Source organism: Thalassospira sp. A3_1 (assembly GCF_017744215.1).
Lineage (GTDB): Bacteria > Pseudomonadota > Alphaproteobacteria > Rhodospirillales > Thalassospiraceae > Thalassospira > Thalassospira lucentensis_A.
In genome coordinates this window covers 94,420-109,546 of sequence record NZ_JAGHQQ010000007.1, presented here as the reverse complement: position 1 = coordinate 109,546, position 15,127 = coordinate 94,420, and the positions used below count along the sequence as shown (strand labels likewise).

Below are 15,127 nucleotides of genomic sequence, written 5' to 3'. Positions count from 1 at the left end.
CGCAAAAAACCTGCCCCTCTGGGTCCATCTCTACAATTGGCACAGACCGCACGGCGGGATAAAAGACAAGACTCCTATCAGTCGTCTCGGCCTAAACCGGGACAACCTATTGAGGTTCCACATCTAGGGCATCGTTGGCCATGCGCACCACATGGAACTTATCGACCACGATACGGGCCTGGGGCAGCACAGCCTTGACCGCTGCCCGGTAGGGGTTCCACATGTCCATGCTGACGATCTCGACCTTCTGCCGGTCTTTCAGCTTCATCAGGTAGTTGGTCACCACGTCCTGGCGGCGGGTGGCCAGCAGGTCGAGCAGGGTTCGCTCCTCAATGTTGGTCAGAATGCAGCGGTAGCGCTTGTTCAGGTATAGCTCGTCAATGCCCAGGATGCGGGGCGTCTCGAAGCGGTGCCAGCGCCCCAGGAACTCGGCGCGGGCGTTGAAGATGTCGCGCACCGTCTTCTCGTCCAGGCCGGTCTGTGCCGCCACAAAGGTGTAGGGGTGGTTGAAGGATTCCTTCTCCACGTACTCATGCAGCCGCAGTGTCATACGGAATCCGTCCACCATCTCCGGTAGCTGGGGCCTGAATGTTGTCTTGCAGGCCCGGCAGGTGTATCGGCGGCGGACCACCCAGAGAGTGACCCGCTTGCCGTGGATGGGCAGATCACGATAGGGAACGTCACGCTTGCCGAACCGTACGAACTCACCCTGCACGCCGCATTCCTCGCAGGCGATGGGATCGGGCACGTCCACCTGGAAGTGCATTTCGTCGTCGGTTGATTTGCAGCCCAGTACTTGGTATTGCGGCAGGTGAAGGATGTTGTCGGGAAGTTCGGTCATGGTGTTGTATAGGCGTAGGTGTCAGTCAGATCCATCCGGCTCGGCATTGGTGTTTGCTTTTTTACCCAACAAGCTGCTGGAAACGAAAAGTAAGGCACCGAGGACAATTGCAATATCAGCCAGGTTGAAGGCCGGCCAATGCCAGTCTCGCCAATAGAAATCAAAGGAATCCACAACATAGCCGCGAAAGACCCGGTCAATCAGGTTGCCCATGGCGCCACCGAGGATAAGACTGTAAGCGATGGCTTCTCCTTTATGACGATTTTCAAGGATCAGCTTGATCAGAAAAATCGAGACCACTACCGCGATTCCGATAAAAAAGTAGCGCTGCCAGCCTCCACCATTCGCAAAAAGACTGAATGCGGCACCGGTGTTCCATAGGTGCACCCAGTTAAAGAACGGGGTCACCGAAACATACTCGCCATAGGCCATTGATTGCTGCACCAGCCACTTTACAGCCTGATCAGACGCTGCCAGCAGGCCCGATATGGACAATAGGGCATACGGCGAGAGCTTTTTGCCAATAATGAGCATTATTTAACCCTTCAACGCCAAAATGCGTCTGGCACCGTTAAGTACAATGCCCCCCGCGATGGTGCCGATAATCAGATCCGGATAATTGGAACCGGTCCACGCGACCAGGGCGCCGGCGGTGATGACCCCCAGGTTGATCACCACGTCGTTGGCCGAGAATATCCAGCTTGCCTTCATGTGCGCCCCGCCTTCCCGATGTTTGGATATGAGCAGCAGACAACTGGTATTGGCAATCAATGCGACGAATGCGATAGCCATCATCACCAGCGATTCAGGCTCACTACCGAATACAAAGCGTCTCACCACCTCTACGAGCACGCCCACAGCCAAGATCAGTTGCAGTACACCAGCAAGATGCGCGGCACGTACCTGCATTTTCACGCTATGTCCAACCGCATAAAGGGCAAGCCCGTACACCGCCGCATCGGCAAAATTGTCCAGGGATTCTCCAATCAGGCCGGTGGACTGGGCGATCAGACCGGCAGTCATTTCCACCACGAACAGAAGTGCATTGATGCCGAGCAACCAGCGCAGGGTCCCGGATTCTTGCTTAGCAGAAGCTGCCGAAAACTCGGCGGCCTTGATGGTCTCCGGATTTGCAGCGACGGTTTCCTGAAGCGAGGCGCCTAGCCCCAAGGTCTTCAGTTTCGAGGTGACGGGCTCGACCTCGCCGTCATGCACGACCTTCAGCCGGCGGTTCGACAAGTCGAAGGACAGCGCCCGAATCTCCTCAAAGCCGTTCAGGGCTAGGCGAATCATTCGTTCTTCTGATGGACAGTCCATCTTCGGCACGGCATAAACACTGACCCATCTCCCTGGCGCCTCGGAGGAGGCCTGTATATCGGTATCCGCTGCGGACGTTGCATCACCGCCACAGGCGCCACCACAGGATTTGCTCATGATACGACTCCACTTGAACAATGTTGTGGTACCATTTAAAACTATAAAGCTACTATAAGGTCAATAGAGTAAAGAATCCGTTGGGGAGGAGGCTGATGCGCATTGGTCAGTTGGCGCAGTTGGTAGGGGTCGAAACACAGACGATCCGCTTCTATGAACAGCAGGGCTTGTTGCCGCCGCCTGATCGGCAGGACAACGGTTACCGTGTCTATACCGAGAAGCATGGTGAGGGGCTGGCCTTCATCCGTCGCTGCAGAATCCTGGGCCTGTCACTGGCTGAGATTCACGAACTACAGAGCTATCAGGACGACCCTCATCAGCCTTGTACCGCCGTCAACGCCTTGCTCGATGATCACATCTCTCATGTGCGGTCGCAGATAACCGCTCTGCAAGCGCTTGAGAAACAACTCGTTTCACTGAGAGCGAGTTGCAACGATGACCGGGAAGTTGAGGCGTGTGGGGTTCTTGCTGGAATTAGCGAAGGAAACATGCACCAGCAGTAGGTGAAGCATCAACCAGATAATCCGATGAGATGCCGGTCTGTCTCACTCTCATGCAAAGGTAAGATCAACCATTTAATCCGCTTACCCATAATTTCGAGTTTACGCACTGATAGATGCAATCCTGTATATTTACATTGTAGGGTTACATACATGCGATCATCATCAATTGGCCAATCTATTTTCATCGAGTCAGTGTTGATGCATTTATCTTCTAACCGCCTATACAATTTGACTGAACAGTTTTTGTATGAACAAAAATAATAATATACTTGTATTTACTCTTTTAAATCAGAGATCTGAATAATAACGAACTATATTAAATGTAATATAAACAATGCGGGCTGGGCCGGAACATCCATATCCCAAAGGTCATGATGCACCGTCTGGCGTACCCACTGAACCTGCCCGGTTTCAAGGCTAAGCGCAACGATCGAGGATGAATAGGTTTCTACTTCTTCGCTGCGCCCCATGCCCAGTTGATCGGGCACTTTGTTGCCAAGCGGCACATAGATCATGCCGAGTTCCTCGTCAGCACTCGACACCGACCAGCTATTGGGCGAATTGGCGGTATAGGTCTGACCTTCGGGAATTGGTTCAGTCTGTTCCGGATTGCCGGAATCCCAATTCCAGATCAATTCCCCACTATCAACGTCATAAGCACGAATGACGCCAGACTGCGATTTGGTCGAATAATTGTCATTCACCGCCCCGCCAATAATGATCTTGCCATCGGCAATAACCGGCGGCGAGGTCGAATAATAGTATCCGGCCGGATTATAAGGCATGCCTTCTTCCAGATGCACGGTCCCCTGATCACCAAAGTCCGGGCAAACCTCGCCGTTATTGGCATCAAGGGCAATCAGACGCGCATCCGATGTCGGCAGATACACCCGTGATGCACAGGGCGCATCCGCAGCCATCGCGCTATCCTGATAATAAGTTACTCCTCGACATGTTTGATGCTGTCGGTCCGTATTGTCGGGGACCTCTGGATTGAACCGCCATTTTTCCTGCCCGGTTTTGGCATCAATCGCTATTGCCCAGCTATGCGGTGTGCAAAGATAAAGCGTGTCTTTGATCTTAAGTGGCGTCACCTGATAGGTTGTTTCAGGCACATCCTCGGACCGCCTTACATCGCCGGTCTGAAAGACCCAGGCCTGCTCAAGGGTCGAAACGTTATCGGCATTGATCTGATCAAGTGGCGAATAACGTTGCCCATAAGGCGTACGTCCATATTGATGCCAATCGCCTGCCGGAACATCGCCGCCCAGATTCGGGTTGCTGACGACCGGGGTGTTATTAAGCTGGCCTTCGATCGCGTTGGGATTATTCATCATTGAATACACAGCAACGACAATCGCCAGGACAACACTGCCTTCCAGAACGAATGATCGTGCCGGCTTGACTTCCGGCACCGGCTGTCCGACCGAAAGTGTCTTGCGATAGACCGGCATTGCCAGCCACACACCGATCAGGACGGTCAAACCACCACGCGGCCCCAATTGCCACCAGTCAAACCCGACTTCCCAAACAGCCCAACCAAGGCTTGCAAGCATGAAAAGGGCGTAAAACGGTAAAACGACAGGGCGCTTTGCAAATGATAGGGCTGCGGCAATCAGAAACGCCAATCCGGCCAGCGCATAATACCAGCTACCGCCCAGCAAAATCAGCCAGACGCCACCTGCACCAAGCGCCAATCCGATCAAAGCCATCAACCCGGATGTCAGAATATTGATCATGAGATTGTCCTCGTTGCACAAAAAGCGGGACATACCAACACAGCCTTTGGCCACAAGATGGCAGGCTAAAGGCAATATTGGCATTCATTCGGAAACGTGCAAACGCGTATCCCGGTTCCAACAAGCGTTTGAAAAAAAAATAAAAAACCACCGGTTTGAATAAATCCGGTGGTCAGCAGCCATTTGGAATTTATCCGGAAATGGCCTAGTGATGGGTCTCAATAATAGTGCCGGACTTGACAACTTCGGTGATCGTTACGCCAAGGTTTTCATCAACAACGACAAGTTCGCCGCGCGCCACCAGCCGGTTGTTGACGTAAATATCAACCGGTTCCCCGACCTTGCGATCCAGTTCAAGTACAGCACCACGGGTCAGGCGCATCAATTGCGCGACCTGAATCTGGCTTTTGCCGATCACCGTCGATACGCGTACCGGCACATCATACGCCGCCCCGATTTCAGATGCGGCATGACGTTTGGCAAAGGGATCGTCGTCGTTATTGGCCATGGTAACCAGATCACCCGGATAAAGTGGAAGAATCGTTAAACTCTATTCTAGAGGTTAGCTTTGAAAAAAGTGTTAGCAAGCTTATTCGTAAAATTTACGGTAGTTTTCTGTATAATAATCGCCTACATCAAGAAACCTTCAACGATCCGCGTCACCAGCGCCAAACAGAAATACAGGACTTTTCATGAGCTACGATCGCCAATGGGTGGCTGATGCCATCAACATCATCGAAGCGGACTTCAACCGGTCTGCCGACACCCATCTGATCCGTCTTGATCTGCCGTCACTTGATGGCATTGGGCTTTACCTGAAGGATGAATCGACCCATCCTTCCGGCAGCCTGAAACACCGTCTGGCGCGCTCGTTGTTCCTGTATGGCCTTTGCAATGGCTGGATATCCAAAGACACCCCGATCATCGAGGCATCAAGCGGCTCCACTGCCGTGTCCGAAGCCTATTTTGCCCGCCTTCTGGGGCTGCGCTTCATTGCCGTGATGCCTAAATCAACGTCGCAGCAGAAAATCGATCAGATAGCCTTTTATGGCGGCGAAAGCCATCTGGTCGATCACAGCGGTCAGATTTATGCCGAATCACAGCGCCTCGCGCGCGAGCTGGGCGGCCATTACATGGATCAGTTCACCTATGCCGAACGCGCAACCGATTGGCGAGGCAACAACAATATCGCCGAAAGTATCTTTGATCAGCTCAAACGCGAACCCCATCCGGTTCCGCGCTGGATCGTGGTCGGTGCCGGTACGGGCGGGACATCTTCGACCATCGGCCGCTATATCCGTTACGGACAGATCCTTGGCATGGGATGCGAACTTTGCGTCGCCGACCCGGAAAACTCGGTTTTCTATGATGCCTACGAAACCGGTAAATGCGATATCACCGGGGAAAAAGCATCGCGCGTCGAAGGCATCGGCCGCCCCCGGGTCGAACCCAGTTTCAACCCGACTGTGGTTGATCACATGATCCGGGTGCCTGATGCCGGCAGTTTTGCCGCCCTGCAATATCTCGAAAGACACATGGGCCGTCGTTGTGGCGGGTCGACCGGCACTAACCTGATCGCCACCCTGTCACTGATCAGTCAGATGAAAAAGGCCGGTGAGACCGGATCAGTCGTGACCCTGCTGTGTGATGGCGGTGACCGCTATCGCGACACCTATTACAACCCGGACTGGATCGCCAGACAGGGTATCGACCTTGCACCTTGGTATGCGGCCCTCGAAGCCTTTGATAAAACCGGTGTGTTTGAAATGCCGATGGATTGCTGCACGGCTCACTGACCATCGCCATGTGACTGGAAACAAAAAAGACGGGCGGATTTCTCCGCCCGTTCAGGTGCTTCATCAAGGTTGAGGCAAAACTTAGCCCGAAATCGCGATCTTGCGCGGCTCCGGCTTCACTTCCGCTACTTTAGGGAGAGTGAGCGTCAGGACACCGTTCTTGAACGATGCCGCAATCTTGTCTGCATCGACGGTATCGGGCAGACGGAATGAACGTTTGAAGCTGCCATAGGTGCGTTCGACAACGCGGGCACCATCATTGCTTTCACGGGTTGATTTCTTTTCACCCGTAATCGTCAGGACACCTTCAAGCACCGAGACATCAACATCGCCCTGTTCAACACCCGGGAGTTCGGCGGAAAGTTCGATATTGTCATCTGTCTCATGGACATCGATACGCGGGGTCAAAAGCTTTTGCGGCGCTTCATTGCCATTTGTATCGGCAGAATTCACAAGCCCGTCACGTCCAAAGATCGAGCCGATCATACAATCAAAATCACGTCCGAAAACACCAAACGGATCACCATATGCCGGACGCGAAGCCAAACGACGAGCAGTACCATTTACAGTCTGAAGACCAGTCATAATTACCCTCCTAAACAGACAGGTAGTTCTTGCGTCGCAGGTCCAGTCATGCTGCAACCCTGACGCGTACAAGGCCACCGTGGCCCTTCAATTCAACAAATAGATCAGGGCGATTTTTCCGCAAGTAGGCCCGCGCATTTTTTTGAAAAAAAATTTTGCACCTTACTTCACCATCCTCCCTGCCCTTATCTGCCCGATCATTCCACAAGGCGGAAAACCCTTGGGTCCCTATGGCGCGATCAGCAATTTCCAACTAGCTTCATGTCATTGTCGACAGGAACCCCTGCCCCCACTGATACAGGACACCTCCTATGAGCCACCTTTTTACGCCGCTCTCCATTGGCAAGCTTGAACTGGAAAACCGCATTGTCATCGCACCGATGTGCCAGTATTCCGCCGAGAACGGAAAGTTTACCGCATGGCATGACATGCATCTGGGCAATTTGGCCCAATCAGGCGCCGGTCTTCTGATTATAGAAGCCACCGCAATCGAACCGGAAGGTCGCATTACCTATGGTGATGTTGGATTGTGGGATGATGAAACCGAAGCAGCTCTTGGCAAAACCGTTACCGCTGTACGCAGCCATTCCGATATGCCGATTGCCATTCAGCTTGCCCATGCCGGACGCAAAGCATCCTGCGAAAAGCCCTGGGATGGTGGTGGTGCCATCGTGCCAGATCACAAAAATGGCTGGCAGGTTGTTGCACCGTCTAAAGTTCCGTTCCGTGCAGGTGACCCAGAACCCGAAGCCCTAAGCACGTCACGTATTCGAGAAATCGTTCAGAGCTTCGCGGACGCTACAAAGCGTGCGGATCGCCTTGGTATTGACGCGATCGAGGTTCATGCGGCACATGGCTATTTGCTGCATCAATTCCTGTCGCCGCATTCCAACAAACGTCAGGATGACTATGGCGGATCGCTTGAAAACCGCATGCGGATAGTGATCGAGGTTTATGATGCAGTTCGCGCCGCGTTCGATCCTTCCAAACCGGTCGGCATTCGCATTTCGGCATCCGACTGGGTCGAGGGCGGCTGGGATATTGACCAGAGCGTCCAACTGGCACGCGTCCTCAAGGAACGCGGCTGCGATTTTATCGATGTATCATCCGGCGGTCTTCACATTGACCAGAAAATCCCCCTTGGTCCGAACTATCAGGTTCCCTTTGCGGAACGCATCAAATCGGAAACCGGCATGACCACCATCGCGGTTGGCCTGATCACGGAACCAGAACAGGCAGAAGCCATCGTCTTCACCGGTCAGGCCGATGCCATAGCGCTTGCGCGCGGCATACTCTATGACCCACGCTGGCCCTGGCATGCTGCTGCAGCACTTGGTGCCGAGGTCAAGGCTGCCAATCAGTATCTGCGCTGTCAGCCAAGAACGCTGAAAAAACTGTTCGGTTAATCCGGAAAACCCCTGCCATCCTATCTGCTTGCGGGGATTTTATCTCAATCGATACCGAAACAAAAAGGGCCTCGCAGTGCGAGGCCCTTTCCGTAGTGAGAAGGTCGGTTGGTGGTAAAGCTTAGAAGCCCATGCCGCCCATGCCGCCCATACCACCCATGCCGCCCATGTCAGGCGCGCCACCGGAGGATTTGTCTTCCGGCTTTTCAGCGATCATGCATTCGGTGGTGATCAGCAGACCTGCGACCGATGCTGCGTCCTGCAGGGCAGTACGAACAACTTTGGCCGGATCGATGATGCCAGCTTTGACCAAATTGGTGTATTCACCTTTCTGGGCATCGAAGCCGAATTCAACATCATCCTGCTCAAGCAGCTTGCCAGCGACAACCGCGCCATCAACACCTGCGTTCTGAGCGATCTGACGGACCGGAGCCTGCAGTGCGCGACGAACGATGTCGACACCGATGGTCTGGTCGTGGTTTGCACCTTCAAGACCGTCAAGAGCACGGGTTGCGTACAGTAGGGCCGTACCACCACCAGCAACAATGCCTTCTTCGACAGCAGCGCGGGTTGCGTGCAGGGCATCATCAACGCGGTCTTTGCGTTCTTTCACTTCGATTTCCGAAGCACCACCGATTTTGATCACGGCAACACCGCCAGCGAGTTTCGCCAGACGTTCCTGCAGTTTTTCACGGTCGTAATCCGAAGAGGTTTCTTCGATCTGTGCACGGATCTGGCCAACGCGGGCTTCGATCTGGGCTTTCTCACCGGCACCATCAACAATGGTGGTTTCTTCTTTGGTGATGGTGATCGACTTCGCGGTACCAAGCATATCGAGCGTAACGCTCTCAAGCTTGATGCCGAGATCTTCGGAGACAACCTGACCACCGGTAAGGATGGCGATGTCTTCGAGCATTGCTTTGCGACGGTCGCCGAAGCCCGGTGCTTTGACAGCAGCGATTTTCAGACCACCACGCAGCTTGTTGACGACCAGCGTTGCAAGAGCTTCGCCTTCGACGTCTTCAGCAATGATAAGAAGCGGCTTGCCCGACTGAACGGCAGCTTCCAGAAGCGGCAGCAGCGGCTGCAGCGAGGAAACTTTTTTGTCGAACAGAAGAACATACGGGTTGTCGAGTTCCGCGACCATCTTTTCCGGATTGGTTACGAAGTACGGCGACAGGTAACCACGGTCGAACTGCATGCCTTCGACAACGTCGAGTTCAGTGTGCAGGCCTTTGGCTTCCTCGACGGTGATAACGCCTTCGTTGCCAACCTTTTCCATGGCTTCAGCGATCATGTCGCCGACTTCACGGTCACCGTTAGCCGAAATGTTACCGACCTGAGCAATCTCATCCTTGCCCGACACCTTACGTGCACGGCCCTGGATGGCTTCGATTACTTTGGTGGTCGCAAGATCAATACCGCGTTTCAGGTCCATCGGGTTCATGCCGGCAGCAACGGATTTGTTGCCTTCACGAACGATTGCCTGTGCGAGAACGGTTGCAGTGGTGGTGCCGTCACCAGCCAGATCGGCGGTTTTGGAAGCCACTTCGCGCAGCATCTGTGCGCCCATGTTTTCGAACTTGTCAGAAAGTTCGATTTCCTTGGCGACCGAAACACCGTCCTTGGTCACGCGCGGTGCGCCGAAGGACTTTTCGATGACAACGTTACGGCCTTTCGGGCCAAGCGTCACTTTAACGGCATCAGCAAGGATGTCGACACCACGCAGCATTTTCGCGCGTGCGTCGGTGGAGAATTTTACTTCTTTAGCAGCCATAATATTCTTTCCTCTCTATGAGACGGATGAACGTGGATTTAAGTCACCAGAAGGCTGACTTATTCCATGATGCCCATAATGTCGGACTCTTTCATGATCAGCAGCTCTTCGCCATCGACCTTGACTTCGGTGCCCGACCATTTGCCGAACAGAACCTTGTCACCAGCCTTGACGTCAAGCGCGACAAGCGAGCCGTCTTCTTTGCGAACACCGGAACCGACAGCGATGATCTCGCCTTCCTGCGGTTTTTCTTTCGCGGTATCCGGGATAATGATGCCACCGGCAGTCTTGGTGTCGGATTCGACACGACGCACCAGCACACGATCATGTAACGGACGGAACTTCATGTTAGACAACTCCGTGTTTAAGTATGGCTCGATTAAGTACAAAACTAACCGGGATGAGCCCGTATTAGCACTCACCCCCGGCGAGTGCTAACAGCATGTATTGAAGCTATCGGAATTTGTCAACAGAAGAGAGCAAAAGGACGCAAAAATGTCATGATTTCAGGGATTTTCTCGCGCTTGCGAAACCATCGGTTACCACCGTAGATCAGATGAAGAAATATCATCTTTTGCTGGCGAACCGCAATGCTACCCAACTGCTATCACGGATGCCCCCATAGGCCAAGACGATATGCCGCCTTATTCACCGGCACGGATACGCAGAACCCGTCCCGACGGGGAATCCGTCAGTAAATATATCATGCCATCCGGCCCCATACGAACATCACGGATACGTTCCCCCAAATCCTCTAGCATTCTTTCCTCGCCGGTAATCCGGTCGCCATCCCGGTCCAGTCGTGCCAGCAAACGACCGGCGAGCGCCCCGACAAAGATATCCCCCTGCCATTCATCTACCTCATCACCGGTATAAAATGCCATGCCCGATGGTGCGATAGAGGGGACCCAATAATGGATTGGCTGTTCCATGCCTTCTTTTTCTGTGCCGACACCTATCTCGCCACCAAAATACTCCTGCCCGTGGGTTATAACCGGCCAGCCATAATTCTTGCCGGCTTCGGCTATGTTCACCTCGTCTCCGCCGCGGGGGCCGTGTTCATGAAGCCATAACTCCCCGCTTTCAGGGTTCAATGCCGCGCCTTGCGGATTACGATGGCCATAAGTCCAGATTTCTGGCATTACCCCGTCCTGCTCGACAAATGGATTGTCATCCGGCACGGAACCGTCCGGTGCAATACGCACGACCGCTCCAAGATGATTGCTCAGGTTTTGTGCCTCGTCTCGCAATGAAGACCGTTCACCCAACGTCACAAACAGATTGCCGTCCGGCGCAAATACCAGCCGCGATCCAAAATGCTTGTTGCCGCTATAGGATGGTTGCTGTTGAAAGATGACTTCGACGTTCGATAGCCACTTGTTGCTGGCATCAAGAACCGCACGCGCCACCGCCGTCGCATTTTCTCCCTGACTGCGCGGTTCGGCGTAACTCAGATAAATCTGTCGGTTGCTTTCAAAATCGGGATCAAGCGCAACATCAAGCAACCCGCCCTGCCCCGAAGCATAAACCTCGGGCACGCCACTTAGCCCCGCGGACAAGCTTCCATCCGGTTTCATCAGGCGAAGTTCACCTTCCCGTTCGGTAATCAGGGCCGATCCATCCGGCAGAAAAGCCATCGCCCAAGGATGATTAAGACCGGTTGCGACTTCTTCGACAATGATTGTGCCATACCCGGTCTGTTCACGGTGGATTTCAGCACCTTGAGCACAGGCAAATGGGACAATTGCAAATACTGTCATTATCACAGCACCCGCAAAGACTGCCTTTCTGTGGTCTGCTGCAACATATATCATTGCGGCCTCTCCTTCTATGTCAGACAGGGAACATGCTCAGCGCATAAGATCTTCAGCCCCGTGTCCCCGATCCTTGCCTGAATATTGATGATTGTTATCCAAACGTGGCCGAGGCAAGGACGTTCCCCAACACAACCTTGTGAGTGTGAAGCAAATCTCAGTATTGGAAAGGACCATACGTCGCTTGCTGTAACGCAAAATGTTGTATACAGATCAAACGCTTAGATAACGGGTATCTGCGATACAGGTTTGAACACACCCAGACCGTTGAATACTCCAATTACACAACACAAACACAAACGGGCAGGAGGAACATCCGTGCTTCTTCAACTTTTCCCTCTATGGGCCGCACTTCTGTCGTTGCTGGCCTATTTTGTACCGGGGGCTTTTACATCCATGAGTGGGGCGATCATCCCGCTTCTAACGGTCATTATGCTGGCAATGGGCCTGACACTGACCACGCGCGATTTTGCAAATGTTGCAAAAAGCCGCAAAGCAATGGCGGTTGGAGTAGTGCTGCAATTTCTAATCATGCCTGCCGCGGCATGGACTGTAGCAACCCTATTTGGTTTCGGACCTGAACTGATGATCGGCATGCTGCTGGTCGGTAGCGTTGCAGGTGGAACATCGTCAAACGTCATGTGCTATCTGGCCAAAGGGGATACGGCGCTGTCGATTTCGATGACCGCGGCTTCAACCATTATCGGTGTTTTCCTGACCCCGGTTCTGGCATCCTTCTTTGCCGGGCAAAGCATTGATGTACCGGTTCAACCGATGCTGATGACGCTTCTTCAGGTGGTTCTTGTCCCTGTTGCGATCGGAGTGGCGCTGAATGAATTCGCTTCGAAATGGATCCGCAAAATCGAAGGGCTTTTCCCCTATGTCTCGATGTTCGCGATCCTTCTGATCATTGCAATTGTTGTTGCTCTCAATGCCGGCAAGATCGCTACGGTCGGTCTGATTGTCGCTTTTGCCGTTATCCTGCACAATGCCATCGGTCTTGCTCTTGGTTACGGCATCACAGCCCTGCTTGGATTTGACCGCAAGATTTGCCGCACCATTGCCTTTGAAGTCGGCCTGCAGAATTCCGGCCTTGCCACGGCTCTGGCACTGAAATTTTTCACCCCGACAGCTGCCCTTCCCGGTACGCTTTTCAGCGTCTGGCACAATATTTCGGGCTCCCTTCTTGCCGGATACTGGAGCCGCAAACCAATTGCAGACGATGCAAAATAGTTCTGCTGAAGACCATTCGAAATCAGCGTGACACATTCTCCGTGAAGGAACATCCTTAAAAGAAACGGGCGGTGACAGTTTATGTCACCGCCCGTTTCTTTTATTTAGTTATTTGCCGGTCCGCCTATTCCACCGTAACCGACTTGGCCAAGTTACGCGGCTGATCGACATCCGTCCCCTTGTGAACAGCCAGATGATACGCCAGCATCTGAACCGGAATCGTATAAAGGATCGGTGCGACGAAATCGGCAACCTTTGGCAGTTCGACCGTGGAGGATGCCATATCGCCAAGCTTCGCAAGCCCCTCTGCATCGGAAAGGAAAATCACCCGCCCGCCGCGTGCGGCCGCTTCCTGCATGTTCGATGCAGTTTTTTCAAACAGCTCGTCAGACGGCGCAATCACGATGATCGGTACCGACTGATCAATCAGGGCAATCGGGCCGTGCTTCATCTCGCCTGCAGCATATCCTTCGGCGTGGATATAGGAAATTTCCTTAAGCTTGAGTGCCCCTTCCATCGCAATCGGATAGCCAAGACCACGCCCCAGATAAAGCACATCGCGTGCATCTGCAATATTGATCGCAAGCTCGCGGATCTCATTGTCATGATGAAGAACTTCCGCCGCATGTTTTGGCACTTCGGTCAACGCATTGACAATGGCGGCCTCTTCGTCCTTGGCAAGGGTGCCGTTATCACGTCCGATCGTCACCGCAAGGCAGGCGAGAACGGTTAACTGCGTCGTGAATGCCTTGGTCGAAGCCACCCCGATTTCCGGACCGGCATAAGTTAGCAAGACCACATCACTTTCGCGTGCAATCGTGCTTTCCGCCACATTGACGATGGAAACGATTTTCTGCCCCTTGGACTTGGCATAACGAAGGGCCGCCAGGGTATCAAGCGTCTCGCCCGACTGCGAAAGGAAGAGCGCGACGCCCCCTTTGGGAAGCGGCGGGCAGCGATAGCGGAATTCAGACGCAATATCGATATCAACGCCCAGTCCGGCGTAACGTTCGATCCAGTGCTTTGCCACCATACCGGCATAGTAGGACGTGCCACACGCGACAATCGTCAATCGGCTGACATCATTAAACGAAAACGGCATATCAGGCAGTTTGATCGTGCGCGTCGCCGGATTGATGAACGCATGCAGAGTATCGCCGATCACTGCTGGCTGTTCAAAAATTTCCTTCTGCATGAAATGGTTATAGTTACCCTTGCCCATCATGGCCCCGGAAACAGCCGACAGCTTGGTTTCGCGGGTAACGTCATTGTCATGCTCGTCACGGACCTGAACACCATCGCGGGTCACTTCGACCCAATCACCTTCTTCAAGGTAAATCAGCTTGTTCGTCAGGTGCGACAGTGCCATGGCGTCCGATCCAAGATACATCTCGCCCTCGCCCAGACCAACCGCAAGCGGCGTACCACGGCGCGCACCGAAAATCACGTCATGCTGCCCGGCAATCATGATCACCAGTGCAAAGGCACCCTCGATGCGATGCAAGGTGGCGGCAACCGCATCACGCGGCGATTTGCCCTGATCAAGGAATTCAGACACAAGATGAACGATAACCTCGGTATCGGTATCCGTGGCAAAAACCCGGCCCTTGCTGGAAAGCTCCGCCTTGATTTCCTGATAATTTTCGATGATGCCGTTATGCACCACTGCGACCTTGCCGTCAGTGTGCGGATGGGCATTGTTTTCAGTCGGCACACCATGCGTTGCCCAACGGGTGTGACCAATCCCGACATCGCCCGACAACGGTTGTTCAACAAGACGGTTGGCAAGATTGATCAGCTTGCCCTCGGCACGGCGACGGTCGATATGACCATTCACAAGCGTTGCAATCCCGGCACTGTCATAGCCACGATATTCAAGCCGCTTGAGCCCCTCAAGAATACGGTCGCTGACGCTGTTCTTGCCGATAATGCCGATAATGCCGCACATATTACTGTCTTCCCCGTCGAAATTTTGCCCGTCGCGCGCAAATGCGGCTCG

General features: G+C 53.5%; 13 protein-coding genes and 2 pseudogenes. 5 read left to right on the top strand and 10 right to left on the bottom strand.

Features of this window, described 5'->3' with window-relative positions:
* Positions 1 to 127, top strand: a pseudogene (locus tag J7395_RS20775) (IS481 family transposase); the annotation flags it as partial.
* Here J7395_RS20775 and J7395_RS20770 read toward each other — a convergent pair.
* The 3 genes and pseudogenes from J7395_RS20770 to J7395_RS20760 all read right to left on the bottom strand — a co-directional run.
* Positions 122 to 841 (bottom strand): annotated as a pseudogene (locus J7395_RS20770) (ISL3-like element ISPpu12 family transposase); the annotation flags it as partial. The pseudogenes J7395_RS20775 and J7395_RS20770 sit on opposite strands and share 6 nt — an antisense overlap.
* A gap of 21 nt (positions 842 to 862) precedes the next feature.
* Positions 863 to 1,375, bottom strand: a complete 513-nt coding sequence (gene lspA / locus J7395_RS20765) for a signal peptidase II (protein ID WP_004863699.1) — start codon at positions 1,373 to 1,375, stop codon at positions 863 to 865.
* A 3-nt stretch (positions 1,376 to 1,378) separates the two neighbouring features.
* Entirely contained in the window at positions 1,379 to 2,275 is an 897-nt protein-coding gene (locus J7395_RS20760; RefSeq protein ID WP_004574643.1) for a cation transporter, read from the bottom strand.
* A gap of 95 nt (positions 2,276 to 2,370) precedes the next feature.
* Here J7395_RS20760 and cadR point away from each other — a divergent pair, with 95 nt between their 5' ends.
* On the top strand, positions 2,371 to 2,778 hold the full coding sequence (gene cadR, locus J7395_RS20755) for a Cd(II)/Pb(II)-responsive transcriptional regulator (protein WP_004364961.1): 408 nt from the start codon (positions 2,371 to 2,373) through the stop codon (positions 2,776 to 2,778).
* Positions 2,779 to 3,089: 311 nt separating this feature from the next.
* On the opposite strand, the gene J7395_RS20750 is transcribed toward cadR, so the two are convergent.
* On the bottom strand, positions 3,090 to 4,517 hold the full coding sequence (locus tag J7395_RS20750; protein WP_247742334.1) for a PQQ-binding-like beta-propeller repeat protein: 1,428 nt from the start codon (positions 4,515 to 4,517) through the stop codon (positions 3,090 to 3,092).
* A 205-nt stretch (positions 4,518 to 4,722) separates the two neighbouring features.
* The gene (gene fliN, locus J7395_RS20745; protein ID WP_062952044.1) at positions 4,723 to 5,025 is read right to left on the bottom strand and encodes a flagellar motor switch protein FliN; all 303 of its coding nucleotides are present in this window, start codon (positions 5,023 to 5,025) and stop codon (positions 4,723 to 4,725) included.
* Between the two features lie 184 nt (positions 5,026 to 5,209).
* Here fliN and J7395_RS20740 point away from each other — a divergent pair, with 184 nt between their 5' ends.
* Entirely contained in the window at positions 5,210 to 6,313 is a 1,104-nt protein-coding gene (locus tag J7395_RS20740; protein ID WP_209223594.1) for a PLP-dependent cysteine synthase family protein, read from the top strand.
* 81 nt (positions 6,314 to 6,394) lie between these two features.
* Here the strand turns inward: J7395_RS20740 and J7395_RS20735 are convergent, their stop codons facing one another.
* On the bottom strand, positions 6,395 to 6,898 hold the full coding sequence (locus J7395_RS20735) for an Hsp20/alpha crystallin family protein (protein ID WP_209223592.1): 504 nt from the start codon (positions 6,896 to 6,898) through the stop codon (positions 6,395 to 6,397).
* Positions 6,899 to 7,209: 311 nt separating this feature from the next.
* Between J7395_RS20735 and J7395_RS20730 the strand changes: the two genes are divergently transcribed.
* Positions 7,210 to 8,304 carry an NADH:flavin oxidoreductase/NADH oxidase gene (locus J7395_RS20730; RefSeq protein ID WP_209223590.1) on the top strand — a complete coding sequence of 365 codons (1,095 nt, stop codon included), beginning with the start codon at positions 7,210 to 7,212 and terminating at the stop codon, positions 8,302 to 8,304.
* A gap of 121 nt (positions 8,305 to 8,425) precedes the next feature.
* On the opposite strand, the gene groL is transcribed toward J7395_RS20730, so the two are convergent.
* From groL to J7395_RS20715, 3 genes are all read right to left on the bottom strand, one after another.
* Positions 8,426 to 10,081 carry a chaperonin GroEL gene (gene groL / locus J7395_RS20725; RefSeq protein ID WP_062952040.1) on the bottom strand — a complete coding sequence of 552 codons (1,656 nt, stop codon included), beginning with the start codon at positions 10,079 to 10,081 and terminating at the stop codon, positions 8,426 to 8,428.
* A gap of 59 nt (positions 10,082 to 10,140) precedes the next feature.
* Positions 10,141 to 10,428, bottom strand: coding sequence for a co-chaperone GroES (gene groES / locus J7395_RS20720; RefSeq protein WP_007090384.1), 288 nt, complete (start codon positions 10,426 to 10,428; stop codon positions 10,141 to 10,143).
* A gap of 297 nt (positions 10,429 to 10,725) precedes the next feature.
* The gene (locus tag J7395_RS20715) at positions 10,726 to 11,841 is read right to left on the bottom strand and encodes a PQQ-dependent sugar dehydrogenase (protein ID WP_209223588.1); all 1,116 of its coding nucleotides are present in this window, start codon (positions 11,839 to 11,841) and stop codon (positions 10,726 to 10,728) included.
* A gap of 372 nt (positions 11,842 to 12,213) precedes the next feature.
* Between J7395_RS20715 and J7395_RS20710 the strand changes: the two genes are divergently transcribed.
* Positions 12,214 to 13,128, top strand: coding sequence for a bile acid:sodium symporter family protein (locus tag J7395_RS20710; protein ID WP_348541254.1), 915 nt, complete (start codon positions 12,214 to 12,216; stop codon positions 13,126 to 13,128).
* 124 nt (positions 13,129 to 13,252) lie between these two features.
* Here the strand turns inward: J7395_RS20710 and glmS are convergent, their stop codons facing one another.
* On the bottom strand, positions 13,253 to 15,076 hold the full coding sequence (glmS, locus tag J7395_RS20705) for a glutamine--fructose-6-phosphate transaminase (isomerizing) (protein ID WP_209223586.1): 1,824 nt from the start codon (positions 15,074 to 15,076) through the stop codon (positions 13,253 to 13,255).
* Positions 15,077 to 15,127: the final 51 nt, after the last annotated feature.